The organism is Curtobacterium salicis, assembly GCF_011759505.1.
Classification (GTDB): Bacteria; Actinomycetota; Actinomycetes; order Actinomycetales; family Microbacteriaceae; genus Curtobacterium; species Curtobacterium salicis.
Map to the genome: position 1 here is coordinate 333,853 of NZ_JAAOYO010000001.1, position 17,878 is coordinate 351,730.

At 70.2% G+C, this 17,878-nt stretch carries 12 protein-coding genes; 11 read left to right on the top strand and 1 reads right to left on the bottom strand.

All coding sequences use genetic code 11. The features are described from left to right. Positions 1-6 precede the first annotated feature (6 nt). Both E9228_RS01570 and E9228_RS01575 read left to right on the top strand, forming a co-directional pair. Entirely contained in the window at positions 7-1,533 is a 1,527-nt protein-coding gene (locus E9228_RS01570) for an AMP-binding protein (protein ID WP_166778855.1), read from the top strand. Next, entirely contained in the window at positions 1,530-2,717 is a 1,188-nt protein-coding gene (locus E9228_RS01575; RefSeq protein WP_166778856.1) for an acyltransferase family protein, read from the top strand. Before E9228_RS01570 ends, E9228_RS01575 begins: the two co-directional genes overlap by 4 nt. Here the strand turns inward: E9228_RS01575 and E9228_RS01580 are convergent. Further along, the gene (locus E9228_RS01580; protein ID WP_166778857.1) at positions 2,714-4,045 is read right to left on the bottom strand and encodes an MFS transporter; all 1,332 of its coding nucleotides are present in this window, start codon (positions 4,043-4,045) and stop codon (positions 2,714-2,716) included. The two genes, E9228_RS01575 and E9228_RS01580, sit on opposite strands and share 4 nt — an antisense overlap. Before the next feature lie 143 nt (positions 4,046-4,188). Between E9228_RS01580 and uvrB the strand changes: the two genes are divergently transcribed. The 9 genes from uvrB to tpiA all read left to right on the top strand — a co-directional run bounded on the left by uvrB (position 4,189) and on the right by tpiA (position 17,765). Then, positions 4,189-6,279, top strand: a complete 2,091-nt coding sequence (gene uvrB, locus E9228_RS01585; protein WP_208385439.1) for an excinuclease ABC subunit UvrB — start codon at positions 4,189-4,191, stop codon at positions 6,277-6,279. Then, complete coding sequence (locus E9228_RS01590) at positions 6,269-7,222, top strand: SDR family NAD(P)-dependent oxidoreductase (RefSeq protein WP_166778858.1); 954 nt, start codon at positions 6,269-6,271, stop codon at positions 7,220-7,222. Before uvrB ends, E9228_RS01590 begins: the two co-directional genes overlap by 11 nt. 48 nt (positions 7,223-7,270) lie before the next feature. Further along, on the top strand, positions 7,271-10,279 hold the full coding sequence (uvrA, locus tag E9228_RS01595; RefSeq protein WP_252727493.1) for an excinuclease ABC subunit UvrA: 3,009 nt from the start codon (positions 7,271-7,273) through the stop codon (positions 10,277-10,279). Then, complete coding sequence (gene uvrC, locus E9228_RS01600; protein ID WP_166778859.1) at positions 10,280-12,427, top strand: excinuclease ABC subunit UvrC; 2,148 nt, start codon at positions 10,280-10,282, stop codon at positions 12,425-12,427. A gap of 148 nt (positions 12,428-12,575) precedes the next feature. After that, positions 12,576-13,463, top strand: coding sequence for an RNase adapter RapZ (gene rapZ / locus E9228_RS01605; RefSeq protein ID WP_166778860.1), 888 nt, complete (start codon positions 12,576-12,578; stop codon positions 13,461-13,463). Positions 13,464-13,541: 78 nt separating this feature from the next. After that, positions 13,542-14,522, top strand: a complete 981-nt coding sequence (whiA, locus tag E9228_RS01610) for a DNA-binding protein WhiA (protein WP_166778861.1) — start codon at positions 13,542-13,544, stop codon at positions 14,520-14,522. 240 nt (positions 14,523-14,762) lie between these two features. After that, the gene (gap, locus tag E9228_RS01615) at positions 14,763-15,767 is read left to right on the top strand and encodes a type I glyceraldehyde-3-phosphate dehydrogenase (RefSeq protein ID WP_166778862.1); all 1,005 of its coding nucleotides are present in this window, start codon (positions 14,763-14,765) and stop codon (positions 15,765-15,767) included. Positions 15,768-15,771: 4 nt separating this feature from the next. Beyond that, the gene (locus E9228_RS01620; RefSeq protein ID WP_166778863.1) at positions 15,772-16,989 is read left to right on the top strand and encodes a phosphoglycerate kinase; all 1,218 of its coding nucleotides are present in this window, start codon (positions 15,772-15,774) and stop codon (positions 16,987-16,989) included. Beyond that, entirely contained in the window at positions 16,977-17,765 is a 789-nt protein-coding gene (gene tpiA / locus E9228_RS01625) for a triose-phosphate isomerase (protein ID WP_166778864.1), read from the top strand. Before E9228_RS01620 ends, tpiA begins: the two co-directional genes overlap by 13 nt. Positions 17,766-17,878 lie beyond the last annotated feature (113 nt).

Genomic DNA, 17,878 nt, shown 5'->3' on the forward strand with positions numbered 1-17,878 from the left:
GAGGTGGTGCAGCACGACGGCGAACGCCCCACCACCGACCTCGCGGCGGTCCGCGGCGACGAGACGACCCTCTCGGCGCTCATCCGGCAGCGCGCCGAGCAGACCCCGGACCACGTCTACCTCGAGGACGCCCGCTCCGACCGGACGCTGACGTACGGCGGTCTCGACGCGGCCGTCACCGCCTGGTCACGGACGTTCGACGCCATCGGCGTGCCGGCCTCCGGCGGCGTCCTGGTGGACGTCGGCGACCCGATCGCGTTCGCCGCGGTGCACCTCGCAGCCATCGCCTCCGGCCGCCGGTCGGTCCCGGTGGACACCGGGCAGCCGGTCGACGAACCCGCCCGGCTCGGAGCCCTCCTGGGCGGTGCGGCGATGGTCGTGTCGGACCGCGACGAGGACTCGACCATCCCCGGAGCGCCCGCGGCCGGCGTGGACCCGGCCACGGGCCTCCCGGTCGGGGTCCGCGACGGTGACGTGCCGGACGCACCCACCGACGGTCCGGGCGAGGGCTCCGTCGTCCTCTTCACGTCCGGGTCGACGGGGACGCCGAAGGGCGTCGAGCTGCCGGAGTCGCAGCTCCGGTTCGTCGCAAACGCGATCGCCCGGCACAACGGCCTGACCGAGCGCGATCGCGGCTTCAACTCGCTGCCGCTCTTCCACGTCAACGCCGAGGTGGTGGGCCTGATCGCCACCCTCGTCGCCGGCGCGACCCTGGTGCTCGACCGTCGGTTCCGGCGGACCGGGTTCTGGGAGCTCCTCGAGGACCGGCGGGTGACGTGGCTGAACGCCGTCCCCGCGGTCCTGGCGGTCCTCGCCGCGACCGGGCCGCTGCGGCCGCCGACGACCCTGCGATTCGTGCGCAGCGCCTCCGCACCGTTGCCCGACCCCGTCCGCGCCGCGCTCGGCGACCTGCCGCTCGTGGTCAGCTGGGGGATGACCGAGGGCGCCAGCCAGATCACCGCGACTCCGCTCGACGCGCCGGCACGGCCGGGCAGCGTCGGGTTGCCCGTCGGCTCCGAGGTCCAGGTCCGCGCCGAGGACGGACGGCTCCTGCCCGCCGGCGAGATCGGCGCCCTGTGGGTGCGCGGTCCCGGCATCGTCCGCTCGTACCTGGGCGGTCGGGCGGCCGACCGGTTCGACGCGGACGGCTGGTTGCAGACCGGTGACCTCGGGTCCGTCGCGGACGACGGCTGGGTGACGCTGGCCGGTCGGTCCGACGACGTCATCAACCGCGGCGGCGAGAAGGTCTACCCGTCCGAGGTCGAGGACGTCCTGCTCCGTGACCCCCGTGTGCTCGAGGCCGTCGTCGTCGGTCGTCCGGACGCGGTCCTCGGCGCCGTCCCGGTGGCGTACGTCATCCCGCAGCCCGACGTCGACACCGACGGGCTCGTCGCCGACCTCACCGCCCTGGCCGGGGCCGCACTGACCCGGTTCCGCCGACCGGCCGAGATCTCCGTCGTGCCCGACCTGCCGCGGGCGCCGACGGGCAAGGTGCAGCGCGCGCGCGTCCGAGCGATGACCGAGTCGCGGTGAGCACCGCGACCACGACGCCGGGCGTGCAGACCCCGACCCGGACGGCGTCCGGGAAGCCGCGGCACCTGTACGAGGTCGACGTCCTCCGCATCCTCACCTTCGCGTGCGTCATCGGCGTGCACACCACGAGCCACACGATCGCCACCGACGACGTCCCGCTCAACGCCCTGCTCGGACTGCTGCACTTCACACGCCTGGTGTTCTTCTCCCTCACCGCCTTCGTGCTGGTCTACAGCTGGTCGCTCCGCCCGCGCCCGCTCGCGCAGTTCTGGCCCCGCCGGTTCCTGCTCGTGGGCGTGCCGTACCTGGCCTGGTCGTCCGTGTACGTCGTCGCGTCGTGGCTCATCAGCCCGTCGACGCGGGGCGACGTCCCGGCACTGGTCACGACGTACGCCCAGGGGATCGTCACCGGGACGTCCTGGTACCACCTGTACTTCCTGCTCGTGACGATGCAGGTCTACCTGCTGCTGCCGGTGATCGTCTGGCTCGTCCGGGTCACCCGCCGCCACCACGTCGCGGTGTTGGTCGTCACCTTCCTGCTGCAACTCGCCGTGTTCGCCGCGTACAAGTACTGGCCGCACTCGATCGACTGGTTGCACGGCTACCAGAAGCAGTTCTTCTTCTCGTACGTGTTCTTCATCGTCTCCGGCGCGGTGGCCGCCGACCACGCGGACGCGTTCCTCCGCTTCATCCGGGTCCACCGCCGTGCCGTCCTCTGGGCGTTCGCCGGCACCGGGGGACTGACCCTGGGTGTCTGGTGGCTGCAGGTCGGTCTCGGGCAGTCGCTGTACGCCGCGGGGACGCCGCTGCAGCCGGTCCAGGTGCTGTGGAGCACGGCCGTCTTCGTCGGCTTCCTGGCGATCGGGGCAGCGTGGGCGGACCGGCGTCGCGCGGGCTCGGCACTGGCCCGCGTCGTCGACTACGGCTCGGACCGGTCGTTCGGCATCTTCCTCAGCCACCCGTTCATGATCTGGGTCCTGCTGTACGGGGACAGCTGGCTGGAGGCTGTCGTCCCGAAGCCGTGGCTGACGCTCGTCACGTACGTGCTCGTGCTGGTGCTGTCGGTCGCGGTGACCGAGGCGTTCCGGTGGACGCCACTGAGCGTGCCGCTCACGGGCCGGCCGTCCCGAGCACGGCGGGTCCGCCGCCGGACGCTAGCGGGCTGTGTCGCCGCCGGCCGCTAGCGCGTTGTGTCGCGCTCGGCGGTGGGCACGCCGACCTCGAGGACGCCGTCCACGACGGTGAGCCGCTGCGGCTTCATCATCCAGGCGACGACGGCCGCGCCGGCGAGGAGCGCGCACGAGATCCCGAACGGCAGCCGCCAGCCGGACGTGTCGATGAGGAACCCGAAGACGATGGGGGAGACGACGCCGGCCACGCCGAAGCCGGTGTTCATGAAGCCGGACGCGGTGCCGGACCACTGCGGCGCGACGTCCATCGGGATCGCCCACAGGTTCGCGTTGCACAGCTCGAGGAAGAAGAACGACAGCGCGAGGGACACCGTCGCGACCGTCAGGCTCTGCCCGACCACGACCAGCGGCAGCAGGCAGACCAGGGAGCCGCCGAGCCCGACCACCAGGACGACTCGACGTGCGTGCCGGGGGTCACCGCCGCGGTGGATGATGCGGTCACTGAGCATCCCGCCGACCGTGTCCCCGACGACGCCGGCCAGGAGGACCGCGGTGGTGAACCAGGCGAAGGCGGAGATCTCGAGGTCGTACTGGTCGCTGAGGAACGTCGGGATCCAGGTGAGGAACACCCAGAGCGTCCACCCGTAGCCGAAGTCCACGAACGACACCGGCAGGATCTGCTTCGCCAGGGCGCGCCACGGCACCGGGGGACGGGTGGCCCGGGGCTCCACCGGAGGCAGCTCGGTGAGCTCGGCCTTCGTGATGCCACGTGCGTCCTCCGGACGGTCGCGGAACAGGGTGAACCAGACGACGCCCCAGACCACGGACAGGACGGCGGTGGCGAAGAACGCCAGACGCCAGCCGCTGATCGCGATGCAGTACGCGACGAGCAGGGGCGCCAGGGCGTTGCCGAGTCGGGCGGCGGAGTGTACGACGCCCTGCGCGAAGCCGTTGCGGTCGCGGGGGATCCACCGGCTCATCGCCTGGGTCGCGGACGGGAACGCCGCCGCCTCGCTGAGGCCGAGCAGCAGCCGCGCCGCGAACAGCGTCCAGAACCCGATGGACAATCCCGTCCAGAGTGTCGCGACACCCCAGACCACGGTGATGACGAACAGCGCGCGGCGGGGGCCGAACCGTTCGCTGATCGTGCCGCCGAACACCTGCAGCAGGGCGTACGGCAACGAGAACGCCGACACGATGAAGCCCGCGGCGGTGTCGGTCAGGCCGAACTCGTCGGTGATGTGGGGGAGGGCGGTCGAGATGTTCGTACGGTCGATGTACGAGATGGCGTACATGCAGCAGAGGAGCAGGAGCACCCGCCCGCGGATGCGTCCGCGGATCGGGGTGCCCTGCACCGGTGCTGCGGTGGGGGCCGTGGTCATGGGGCCTCTTCGGTCGGGTTGCTGAACGGCTCGGAGGCTACGACCGGTTCCGATCAGTGACCTCTGCGTGCGCTATCGGGTGACAGTACGCCGACGGCGAGCAGCGCACTCCGATGTCGGCGGCCCCGCCTACTGTTGGTCCCATGGGAGTTGCCATCGAGCCCACGCGTGCCATCCGACCCTTCGAGGTCATCAGCGAGTACTCGCCGAGCGGTGACCAGCCCGCGGCGATCGCCGAACTCGCCGGGCGCATCAACGCGGGTGAGACCGACGTCGTGCTGCTCGGTGCGACCGGTACCGGCAAGTCGGCGACGACCGCCTGGCTCATCGAGCAGGTGCAGCGGCCGACGCTGGTCCTCGCCCACAACAAGACCTTGGCGGCCCAGCTCGCGAACGAGTTCCGCGGGCTGATGCCGAACAACGCGATCGAGTACTTCGTCTCGTACTACGACTACTACCAGCCAGAGGCCTACGTCCCGCAGACGGACACCTTCATCGAGAAGGACTCGTCCGTCAACGCCGAGGTCGAGCGGCTCCGGCACTCGACGACGAACTCGCTGCTCAGCCGGCGTGACACCGTCGTGGTCTCCACGGTGTCCTGCATCTACGGCCTCGGCACGCCCGAGCAGTACATGAACGCCTCGGTCGCGCTGCACATCGGACAGAACATCTCCCGCGACCAGCTCGTGCGGAAGTTCGTCAGCATGCAGTACCAGCGCAACGACGTCGACTTCGCGCGCGGCACGTTCCGGGTCCGTGGCGACACGCTCGAGATCATCCCGATGTACGAAGAGCACGCGATCCGCATCGAGATGTTCGGCGACGAGATCGAAGCGCTCTCGTCCCTGCACCCGTTGACGGGCAACGTGATCGACGACCTGCCGGCCGTGTCGATCTTCCCGGCGTCCCACTACGTCGCCGACACCGACGTCATGCACCGGGCGATCAGCTCCATCAAGGACGAGCTGGCCGAGCGGCTCGCCGAGCTCGAGGGCCAGGGCAAGCTGCTCGAGGCCCAGCGGCTCCGGATGCGCACGACGTTCGACATCGAGATGATGGAGCAGATCGGGTTCTGCTCGGGCATCGAGAACTACTCCCGGCACATGGAAGGCCGTGGTCCCGGCGAGGCCCCGCACTGCCTCATCGACTACTTCCCGGACGACTTCCTCGTCGTCATCGACGAGTCCCACGTCACCGTGCCGCAGATCGGTGCGATGTACGAGGGCGACGCGTCCCGCAAGCGCACCCTGGTCGAGCACGGCTTCCGACTGCCGAGCGCGATGGACAACCGACCGCTGAAGTGGGAGGAGTTCCTCGACCGCGTCGGGCAGAAGGTCTTCCTGTCGGCGACCCCCGGCAAGTACGAGCTCGGCATCACGGACAGCGTCGTCGAGCAGATCATCCGCCCGACGGGCCTCATCGACCCCGAGATCATCATCAAGCCGAGCGACGGCCAGATCGACGACCTGCTCGAGGAGATCAAGCAGCGCTCGGAGAAGAACGAGCGCGTCCTCGTCACCACCCTGACCAAGCGCATGGCCGAGGAGCTCACCGACTTCCTCGGCAACGCCGGGGTGCGTGTGCGCTACCTGCACTCGGACGTCGACACCCTGAAGCGCGTCGAGCTCCTCACCGAGCTGCGTCAGGGCGTCTACGACGTGCTCATCGGCATCAACCTCCTGCGTGAGGGCCTCGACCTGCCCGAGGTCTCGCTGGTGGCGATCCTCGACGCCGACAAGGAGGGCTTCCTCCGGTCGTCGACCTCGCTCATCCAGACGATCGGTCGTGCCGCCCGCAACGTGTCGGGCCAGGTGTTGATGTACGCCGACAAGATGACCGACTCGATGAAGCAGGCCATCGAGGAGACCGACCGTCGCCGCGAGAAGCAGGTCGCGTACAACCTCGAGCACGGCATCGACCCGCAGCCGCTCCGCAAGAAGATCGCCGACATCACCGAGGTGTTGAACCGTGAGAGCGACGACACGCGCGAACTCCTCGAGCGCCGCGGGGGCGGCGTCCGTGACGGTCGCCGTGCACCGACGCCCTCGCTCCGTCGAGAGGGCATCGCCGGCGAGGGCGCGACCCAGCTCGAAGCGACGATCGCCGACCTCAACGACCAGATGCTGCAGGCGGCGACCGAGCTGAAGTTCGAGCTCGCGGCACGACTCCGCGACGAGGTCCAGGACCTGAAGAAGGCCCTGCGCCAGATGGAGTCCGCGGGCCATGTCGTCTGACCCCGGTGCGCGGACCGCCTCGCAGACGGTCGTCGTCACCGGGGCCAGTGCCGGGCTCGGGTACCAGGCCGCCGAGCAGCTCGCCCCGGCCGGGCACCGGGTGGTCCTGGCGACCCGCAACCCGGAGAAGGCGGCGGCCGCCGAGCGCAGCCTCCGCTCCGCGGTGCCGGGCGCCGCGCTCGAGCACGTCCACCTCGACCTGGCCGACCTCGACTCGGTCCGTGCAGCGGCGGACGCGCTGGCGGCCCTCGGCCCCGTGCACGCCGTCCTCAACAACGCCGGTGTCGTCGGGTCACGAGAGCGTCGGTCCACCGCGCAGGGGTACGAGCTGCAGATCGGCACGAACCACCTGGGGCACTTCGCCTGGACGGGCCTCGTGCTCCCGCTGCTGCAGGCCACCGGCGGTCGCGTCGTCCACCTCGGTTCGATCTCGCACCGCTGGGCGACGCTCGACGGACACGACCCGCTCGGTGCCGGGCGCTACAACGGCTACCGGCAGTACGCACGGAGCAAGCTCGCGGTGATGCTGTTCGGGTTCGAGCTGGCGCAGCGTCTGGCGGACGCCGGGTCCACGGTGTCGAGCGTCGTGGCGCACCCGGGGCTCGCCCTCGAGTCCCTGACGCAGGACACCGGCACCGGCGACCCGGCAGCGGTGCCGTCGCGTCCCGGGCCGTCCCGGGCCGAACCGTCGTGGATCGGCGCCGGTCAGCGCTGGGTCGCGCAGGGGAAGGACGCCGGCGCGGTGCCGCTCGTGCACGCGGCGGTCGGCGGCGACGTGCGGTCCGGCGAGTACTGGGGACCGGACGGCTGGTTCCAGCTCCGCGGCCGGCCGACCGTCGTCCCGGCGGAACCGCGGGCGTACGACCGTCACGAGGCCGCTCGGCTGTGGGCGGCCAGCGAGGCCGCTTCCGGCGTCACGTTCGCTCTGGACGCACTCGACTGAGCCGACTCGGCGGGCGATTGTCGGACCGGCTTCGTAGAATCGTCTGCGATGACCATCACCTCTGACCGCGGAACCGCCATGTCCGGCCCGGACGACTTCGACGAGCCGTCGGACCTGCACCTGCCCGGCGGGACGGCACCGCACGACACGTCGACGCTCAGCGTCCGTGGCGCGCGCGTGCACAACCTCCGGGACGTCGACCTCGAGATCCCGCGTGACTCCCTCGTCGTGTTCACCGGCCTGTCCGGCTCGGGCAAGTCGTCGCTGGCGTTCGACACGATCTTCGCCGAGGGACAGCGACGCTACGTCGAGTCCCTCTCGGCGTACGCCCGGCAGTTCCTCGGGCAGGTCGACCGACCGGACGTCGACTTCATCGAGGGCCTGTCACCCGCCGTGTCGATCGACCAGAAGTCGACGAACCGGAACCCGCGGTCGACGGTGGGCACGATCACCGAGGTCTACGACTACATGCGTCTGCTCTGGGCGCGCATCGGCATCCCGCACTGCCCCGTCTGCGGTGAGGTGATCAGCAAGCAGAGCGTGCAGCAGATCGCCGACCAGCTCATGACGCAGGAGACCGGAACCCGCTTCCAGGTGCTCGCGCCGATCGTGTCGAAGAAGAAGGGCGAGTTCGTCGACCTCTTCCAGGAGCTCGCCGCCTCCGGCTACTCGCGTGCGATCGTCGACGGCGAGCGGATCCAGCTGAGCAGCCCGCCGACCCTGAAGAAGCAGGTCAAGCACGACATCTCCGTCATCGTCGACCGTCTGGTCGCGAGCGACGACATCCTCGGACGCCTCACGGACTCGCTCGAGACCGCTCTGCGTCTGACGAACGGCACCGTGGCGATCGACCTCGTCGACCACGAGGGCCCCGGCGCGGTGCGGACCTACTCCGAGAACCTCTCCTGCCCGAACAACCACCCGCTGGCCCTCACCGAGATCGAGCCGCGGACGTTCTCGTTCAATGCCCCGTTCGGCGCCTGCCCCGAGTGCTCCGGCCTCGGCACCCGGATGTCGGTCGACCCGGACCTGGTGCTCGGTGACCCCGAAGCCTCGCTGAAGGACGGCGTGCTGCTGCCCTGGACCGGCACGAGCGGCCTCTACTCGTACTTCGAGAAGCTGCTCGCGGGACTCGGCAAGGAGCTCGGCTTCCGCATGGACACGCCGTGGAGCCAGCTGCCGTCGTCCGTGCAGGCGGCGATCCTGACGGGCAAGGACTTCGAGGTCTCGGTGTCGTGGCGGAACCGCTTCGGCCGCGAGATGCGGTACACCAGCGGGTTCGAGGGCGTCATGCCCTACATCGAGCGGAAGTTCGCCGAAGCCGAGACCGACGCGCAGCGCCAGCGGTTCCAGGGCTACCTGCGCGAGGTCCCCTGCCCCGTCTGCGACGGCACCCGCCTCAAGCCCGAGGTGCTCGGCGTGACCGTCGACGGCCGCAGCATCGCGGACGTGACGGGCATGGCGCTCGACGAGGCCTACGCGTTCATGGCGGACATCGCGCTGACCAAGCGTGAAGCACACATCGCGGCCGCGGTCCTCCGCGAGATCCGGGCGCGCCTCGAGTTCCTGCTCGAGGTCGGCCTCAACTACCTGACGCTCGCGCGCGGTGCCGGTGGGCTCTCCGGTGGCGAAGCGCAGCGCATCCGTCTCGCCACGCAGATCGGCTCCGGCCTGACCGGCGTGCTCTACGTCCTCGACGAGCCGAGCATCGGCCTGCACCAGCGTGACAACCGCCGCCTGATCGACACCCTGGTCAAGCTGAAGGACCTCGGCAACACCTTGATCGTCGTCGAGCACGACGAGGACACCATCCGCACCGCCGACTGGGTGGTCGACATCGGCCCGGGTGCCGGCGTCAACGGTGGCAAGGTCGTGCACTCCGGCTCCTACGCCGACATGATCGAGAACCGCGAGTCGATCACGGGCGACTACCTCGCCGGCCGTCGCTCGATCGAGATGCCGTCCGAGCGCCGGACGGTGAACCGCAAGCGCGTGATCACCGTGCAGGGAGCCCGGGCGAACAACCTCAAGGACGTGGACGTCGACTTCCCGCTCGGGGTGTTCACGGCGGTCACCGGTGTGAGCGGATCCGGCAAGTCGACCCTGGTGAACGACATCCTGTACAAGGTGCTCGCCAACCAGCTCAACGGTGCCCGGCACATCGCGGGCAAGCACACCCGCGTGAAGGGCCTCGACCAGCTGGACAAGGTCGTGCACGTCGACCAGGCGCCGATCGGTCGCACCCCGCGCTCGAATCCCGCGACCTACACCGGCGTCTTCGACCGCATCCGCCAGCTCTTCGCCGAGACGCAGGAGGCCAAGACCCGCGGCTACCAGCCCGGACGGTTCAGCTTCAACGTCAAGGGCGGTCGCTGCGAGAACTGCTCCGGTGACGGCACGATCAAGATCGAGATGAACTTCCTGCCCGACGTCTACGTCGCGTGCGAGGTCTGCGGCGGGGCGCGGTACAACCGAGAGACGCTGCAGGTCCACTACAAGGGCAAGAGCATCTCCGAGGTCCTGGACATGCCGATCAGCGAAGCGGCCGAGTTCTTCGAGCCGATCTCCGCGATCCACCGGTACATGGCGACGCTCGTCGACGTCGGGCTCGGCTACGTCCGGCTCGGGCAGAGCGCGACGACCCTGTCCGGGGGCGAGGCGCAGCGCGTCAAGCTCGCGACCGAGCTGCAGCGCCGTTCGAACGGTCGCACCGTGTACGTGCTCGACGAGCCGACGACGGGTCTGCACTTCGAGGACGTCCGGAAGCTCCTGCTCGTGCTGCAGTCGCTCGTCGACAAGGGCAACACCGTCATCACCATCGAGCACAACCTCGACGTCATCAAGTCCGCGGACTGGGTCATCGACATGGGTCCCGAGGGTGGTTCCGGCGGCGGCACGGTCCTCGCGACCGGCACCCCGGAACACGTCGCCGACGTCCCCGAGAGCCACACCGGCGTCTTCCTCCGCGAGATCCTCGAGGCGCAGGACGCCCGCGTGGGCAAGCAGCGATCGGTCGGCGCACGTCGAGCAGGTGCACAGAAGGCGGGTGCTCGCTAGGTGGCCGACACCGTCTCCTGGCGGCCCAAGGCGGGGGAGATCCCGACCGACCCGGGCGTCTACCGATGGCGCGACGGCAGCGGTCGGGTGCTCTACGTCGGCAAGGCGAAGAACCTCCGCGCCCGACTGAGCAACTACTTCGCGCCGCTGCCGACCCTGCACGAGCGCACCCGACGCATGGTGCTGACGGCGAAGAGCGTCGAGTGGACCACCGTCGGGTCCGAGATCGAGGCGCTGCAGCTCGAGTACACGTGGATCAAGGAGTTCGACCCGCCGTTCAACGTCAAGTTCCGGGACGACAAGTCGTACCCGTACATGGCGATCACCATGGCGGACGAAGCACCCCGGGTGATGGTGACCCGGAACCGGAAGATCAAGGGCGCCAAGTACTTCGGGCCGTACCCGAAGATCTGGGCGGTGCACGACACCATCGACCTGATGATCAAGGTGTTCCCGATCCGCACCTGCTCGGAGTCCTCGTACAAGCGGGCGATGCAGACCGGCAAGCCCTGCTTCCCGGGCCAGATCGGCAAGTGCGGCGGGCCGTGCTCGCAGCGCGTGACGATCGAGGAGCACCGGGCGCTCGTCGAGGAGTTCGTCCGGTTCATGGGCAGCTACGACCGTCGGGTCATCACGCAGCTCCGACAGCGGATGGCCGCCTCGGCGGACGCCATGCAGTACGAGCAGGCGGCGCGCTTCCGCGACCAGGTCGAAGCGCTCGAAGCGGTCCTCGAGAAGTCCGCCGTGGTCCTCAAGGACTCGGTCGACCTCGACCTGTTCGGCATCGCCGAGGACGAGCTGGCCGCCGCCGTGCAGCTGTTCTCGGTCCGCGGCGGCCGCATCCGGGGTGTCCGGGGGTGGGTCGTCGACAAGGAGCTCGACATCAGCACGGGTGACCTCGTCGAACAGATCGTGCAGGGCGTGTACGCCGACGACGGTCTCTCGACGGGCGCCGACGGTGCCCTGCTCACCCAGGCGAGTGCCGACCCGACGCCGGGTGTCGCGAACGACGGTCCGCCCCGGGAGATCGTGGTCCCGGTGCTGCCGGACGACGCCGACGCGTTGCAGCAGTGGCTGAGCGACCGCCGCGGTGGTCGTGGCACGAAGCTCAGCACGGCGCAGCGCGGCGACCGCGCCGGCCTGGCCCGGACGGCGTCACAGAACGCCCAGCAGGCGCTGATGCTCTACAAGACCAAGCGCTCGGCCGACTACACCACGCGTGCCGCGGCCCTGGCCGACATCCAGGAGGCCCTGGGCATGACCGAGGCCCCGCTGCGGATGGAGTGCTACGACATCTCGCACCTGCAGGGCACGAACGTCGTCGCGTCGATGGTGGTGTTCGAGGACGGTCTGCCGCGGAAGGACCAGTACCGCCGCTACACGATCGCCGAGACCACCGACGACACCGACAGCATGTACCAGGTGCTCACCCGGCGCCTGGCCCGGCTCGACGAGGACGCCGCCGTGCCGGACGTCCCGGACGTCACCGGCGACGGAGTGGTCGAGGGGTCGAAGCCCTCGAAGCGGTTCGCGTACCGTCCGCAGCTGCTCGTCGTCGACGGTGGGCAACCCCAGGTCGCCGCGGCGAAACGCGCGCTCGACGAGGCCGGTGTCCGGGACATCGCCCTGGTCGGGATCGCGAAGCGACTCGAGGAGCTCTGGCTGCCGGACGACGACTTCCCGGTGATCCTGCCGCGCAACTCGGAGGCGCTCTTCCTCATCCAGCGCCTCCGCGACGAGGCGCACCGGTTCGCGATCACGCACCAGCGCACGCGCCGGAAGCGTGACGTCCGCTCGCAGCTGTCCGAGATCCCCGGACTCGGACCGAACCGCGTCTCGGCGCTGCTCAAGCACTTCGGGTCGGTCGCCCGCCTCCGGCAGGCGACGGCGGAGGAGGTCGCCGAGGTGCCGGGCGTCGGTCCCGCGACCGCTGCCGCGGTCGTGCGGAAGCTCACGACGGTGCCGACCAGCGCACCCGAGTCGGCCAGCGCACCCGAGCCGGGCAGCGCGCCCGAGCCGGCCAGCGTACCCGAGCCGGGCAGCGCGCCCGAGCCGGGCAGCGCACCCGAGCCGAGCAGCGCACCCGAGCCGGGAGGCACGGTGCGCGTCCCCGAGACGACCCCGGACGGGCCGCACCTGCCTGTCTGACCCGGTACGGGCCTCCCGACCGGACGGTAGCCTGGACGCGGACCGGAGGGTGCAGCCCGACGGTCCGCGGGCCCACCCGGTCGAGCGCGCCGCGCCCGGCCACGACGGGCGACCCGCCCGGCCACACCACGATGGAGCCCCTTCGCAGATGACCGACACCACCCCGCAGCAACAGCACGACGTCCTCATCGTGACGGGCATGTCCGGTGCGGGGCGGTCGACGGTCGGCAAGGCGCTGGAGGACCTCGGCTGGTACGTCGTCGACAACCTGCCGACCCAGATGCTCGGCCCGCTCACCGACCTGGCCGACCGCGCGGGGGAGTCGATCCCGAAGATCGCCACCGTCGTCGACGTCCGCGGCGGCCGGTTCTTCACGGACCCGGAGCGCGCTGTCCAGTCGCTGCGCGAGAGCACGAGTGCCCGCGTCCGGGTGCTGTTCCTCGAGGCGACCGACCAGGTCCTGGTGCGACGCTTCGAGCAGGTGCGTCGGCCGCACCCCCTGCAGGGCGAGGACACGCTGCTCGACGGCATCGCCCGGGAGCGCACCCGGTTGCTCGGGCTGCGTGAAGCGTCCGACCTGATCATCGACACGTCCGACCTGAACATCCACCAGCTCGCGAATTCGGTCACCGAGCGGTTCGCCGAGGACCGGTTCGTCGGGGTCCAGGTCACGCTGATGAGCTTCGGTTTCAAGTACGGGCTGCCCGCGGACGCCGACATGGTGGCCGACGTGCGCTTCATCCCGAACCCCTACTGGGTGCCGGAACTCCGGCCGCACACGGGCCTCGACAAGCCCGTCTCGGACTACGTCATGGAGCAGTCCGGAGCCCGTCCGTTCGTCGACCGCTACACCTCCGTGCTGGAGCCGGTCTTCGAGGGGTACCAGCGCGAGAACAAAAGACACGCTACGATCGCCATCGGCTGTACCGGCGGCAAGCACCGTTCGGTCGCCATCGTCGCCGAGTTGGCGAGCCTCCTCCGCGGGATGCCCAACGTCGCCGTGCGTGTGAAGAACCGAGATCTCGGCCGGGAGTGACCGTCCCACCGGCCGCCTCCACACGTGCGCGCCCCGGGACCGCAGAACCCCACCCCGAAGAACGTAAGGAATGATGCCGTGCCGTTGACTGCCGAGGTGAAGGACGAGCTGGCCAGGGTCGTCGTCAACCGGAACACGGTCCGCGCCGCCGAACTCGCGACCGTCCTGCGCTTCGCCGGGGGCCTGCACGTCATCTCCGGCCGCATCGCGGTCGAGGTCGAGCTCGACACCCGGATCATCGTGCACCGCGTCCGCAAGGACCTCGCCGAGCTGTACGGCGTCCGGAGCGAGGCGTCCGTCGGATCGACCGCGTCCTCCCGTCGCGGCACCCGCTACCTCGTGCGTGTGCTCGAGGCCGGCGAGACGCTCGCCCGCCAGACCGGCCTGATGGACGCCCGCCGGCGTCCGGTGCGCGGCCTCCCGAACCGCCTCACCACCGGCAACCGCGAGGACCTCGCCGCCATCTGGCGCGGTGCCTTCCTCGCCTCCGGCACCCTGACCGACCCGGGTCGTGCCGCGGCCCTCGAGGTCACCTGCCCGGGCAACGAGGCCGCGATGGCACTCGTCGGGGCAGCGTCCCGCCTCGGCATCGCCGCGAAGGGCCGTGAGGTCCGCGGGGTGCACCGCGTCGTCATCCGGGACGGCGAGGCCATCGGCCAGATGCTCACCGCGATGGGTGCCGCCCGCACGACTGCGGACTGGGAGGAGATGCGCCAGCGCCGCGAGGTCCGTGCCACCGCCAACCGCCTCGTCAACTTCGACGACGCGAACCTCCGACGCTCCGCGCAGGCCGCCGTCGCCGCATGTGCCCGGGTCGAGCGTGCGCTCGAGATCCTCGGCGACGAAGTCCCCGACCACCTGCAGTACGCCGGCTCCCTCCGCCTGGAGCACCGCGACGCGTCGCTGGACGAGCTCGGGCAGCACGCGGACCCGCCCATGACGAAGGACGCCATCGCCGGGCGCATCCGCCGCCTGCTCGCGATGGCCGACAAGCGCGCCAGCGACCTCGGCATCCCGGGCACCGAGGCCAGCGTGCCGGAAGAGCTCGAGGGCGCCTGAGCAGAGCCCCCGCCGGTCAGTGCGCTGACCGGCTGTCGGACCCCCGTGGTCGCCGCATCCGATCCGTCCTCGTGACGGCGTCATGCAGGCGGTCCGCGGGGGTCCGACTGCTAGGGTCGGTACGGCGACGTCACGGGGCGTATCGTCCACGTGCGTGGGTCGGCCGTCGTCCATGACGACGCCTCCACACTCCGAAAAAGCAGCGTCTCCCGAGGCGCTCCACACCCAACAGGAGATCCATTGACCGTCAAGATCGGCATCAACGGCTTCGGCCGGATCGGCCGTAACTTCTTCCGCGCCGCTCTGGCCAAGGGCAGCGACCTCGAGATCGTGGCGGTGAACGACCTCACCGACAACGCCGCACTCGCGAACCTGCTCAAGTTCGACTCGATCACGGGTCGCCTCGGCGTCTCGGTCGAGCTCGACAGCGACAACATCGTCGTCGACGGCAAGCCCATCAAGGTCCTCGCGGAGCGCGACCCCGCCAACCTGCCCTGGGGCGAGCTGGGCGTCGACATCGTCATCGAGTCGACCGGCTTCTTCACCAAGGCCGCCGATGCGCAGAAGCACATCGACGCCGGCGCCAAGAAGGTCATCATCTCCGCCCCGGCCACCGGTGACGACGTCACCATCGTGCTCGGCGTGAACGAGGACACCTACGACGCCGCGAACCACCACATCATCTCGAACGCCTCGTGCACCACGAACAGCCTCGCGCCGCTCGCCAAGGTGTTCCACGACGCGTTCGGCATCGAGCGTGGCCTCATGACGACCGTGCACGCCTACACCGCGGACCAGAACCTGCAGGACGGCCCGCACAAGGACCCGCGTCGTGCCCGTGCCGCCGCGCTGAACATCGTCCCGACCTCGACCGGTGCCGCCAAGGCCATCGGCCTGGTCATGCCGGAGCTCGCCGGCAAGCTCGACGGCTTCGCGTTGCGCGTCCCGGTCCCGACCGGTTCGATCACCGACCTCACCCTCGAGACGAAGTCGGACGTCACCGTCGACGAGATCAACGCCGCCTACAAGGCCGCAGCCGAGGGCCCGATGAAGGGCATCCTGCTCTACAGCGAGGACCCGCTGGTGTCGACCGACATCACGACGGACCCGCACTCCTCGATCTACGACTCCGGCCTGACCAAGGTCATGGGCAACCTCGTCAAGATCACCTCGTGGTACGACAACGAGTGGGGCTACTCGAACCGCCTGGTCGACCTGACCGAGTTCGTGGGCGAGAAGCTCTGACCTGATGGCTCTCCGCACCCTCGAGGACCTCGGCGACCTCGCCGGCAAGCGTGTCGTCGTCCGCTGTGACCTGAACGTCCCGCTCAAGGACGGCACGATCACGGACGACGGCCGCGTGCGGGCGTCGCTCACCACCCTGAACACCCTGATCACCGCCGGCGCGCGGGTGATCGTGGTGTCCCACCTCGGTCGACCCGACGGCGAACGGAAGCCCGAGTACTCGCTCGCGCCCGTCGCCCAGCGGCTGTCCGAGCTGCTCGGCAAGCCGGTCGCCTTCGTCGACGAGACCGTCGGCGACGGGGCGACCGCGGCTGCCGAGGCCCTCGAGGACGGCGACGTCCTGCTGCTCGAGAACCTCCGCTTCAACCCGGAGGAGACCTCGAAGGACGCTGCCGACCGCACTGCCTTCGCGGAGCGCATCGCCGCGCTCGGGGACGCCTTCGTCTCCGACGGGTTCGGCGTCGTGCACCGCAAGCAGGCCTCCGTGTACGAGCTGGCTGCGGCGCTCCCCAGCGCGGCCGGTCAGCTCATCGAGCAGGAACTGACCGTGCTCGAGCGCCTGACCAAGGACCCGGAGCGGCCGTACACGGTCGTCCTCGGCGGGTCGAAGGTCAGCGACAAGCTCGGCGTGATCGACCACCTCCTGCCGCGGGTCGACACGATCTGCATCGGCGGCGGCATGCTCTTCACCTTCCTCGCGGCCCAGGGCCACGGGGTGGCGAAGTCGCTGCTCGAGCAGGACCAGCTCGACGTCGTCCGCGAGTACCTGTCCCGTGCGACGGAGCTCGGCGTGACCATCGACCTGCCGACCGACGTCGTGGTGGCCTCCGGGTTCGCCGCCGACGCCGAGCACGAGACCGTCGCCGCGGACGCCATCGAGTCGTCCTCCTTCGGCGCCGACGGCATCGGCCTCGACATCGGTCCGGGGACGGCCGAGCGGTTCGCCCGCGCGGTCTCGGCGTCGAAGACGGTGTTCTGGAACGGCCCGATGGGCGTGTTCGAGTTCCCGGCCTTCGCCGCCGGCACGAAGACGGTCGCCCAGGCGCTGACCGAGGTCGACGGCCTCGGCGTGGTCGGCGGTGGCGACTCCGCTGCCGCAGTCCGGTCGCTCGGCTTCACCGACGACCAGTTCGGCCACATCTCCACCGGTGGCGGAGCGAGCCTCGAGTTCCTCGAGGGCAAGTCGCTCCCCGGCCTCGAAGCGCTCGGATGGTCCGCATGACCCGCACGCCGCTCATCGCCGGGAACTGGAAGATGAATCTGGACCACCTCCAGGCCATCGCCACCGTCCAGAAGCTCGCCTGGACCCTGAAGGACGCCCGGCACGACCACGCCGACGTCGAGGTCGCGGTCTTCCCGCCGTTCACCGATCTGCGCAGCGTGCAGACGCTGATCTCGGCGGACAAGCTGCCGCTGGCGTTCGGTGCGCAGGACCTGTCGCAGTTCGACTCCGGTGCCTACACCGGTGACGTCTCGGGAGCCTTCCTCGCCGCACTCGACGCGAAGTACGTCATCGTCGGACACTCCGAACGTCGCACCATGCACGGCGAGACCGACGAGATCGTCGCTGCGAAGACCGCCGCCGCCGTGAAGCACGGCCTGGTGCCGGTCGTCTGTGTGGGTGAGACCGGGGAGCAGCGCGAGCAGCGCGGCGCCGGTGTCGTGCCGGTCGAGCAGCTGCAGGTCGTCCTCGGAGCGGTGCAGCCGTCCGAGATCGTCGTCGCGTACGAGCCGGTCTGGGCGATCGGCTCCGGCCAGGCCGCAACGGCTGAGCAGGCGCAGGACGAATGTGCCGCGCTCCGTCGCGGGATCGCCGCAGCCTGGGGTGACCAGGCCGCAGCCGACACGCGCGTGCTCTACGGCGGTTCGGTGAAGTCGGGCAACATCGCCGGCTTCCTCCGCGAACCCGACGTCGACGGCGCACTCGTCGGTGGCGCCTCGCTCGACGTGCAGGAGTTCGCCGCGATCGCGCGGTTCCAGCAGCACGTCGGTCTCTAGACCACCACCGCCGAGGCGCGACGGGCACTGCCCGTCGCGCCTCGTGCTGTGCCCCTCCAGCACCGCCCAACCCGTCCGGGTCCCGAGCGCGCTCCGCGTGACCGGTATACTCA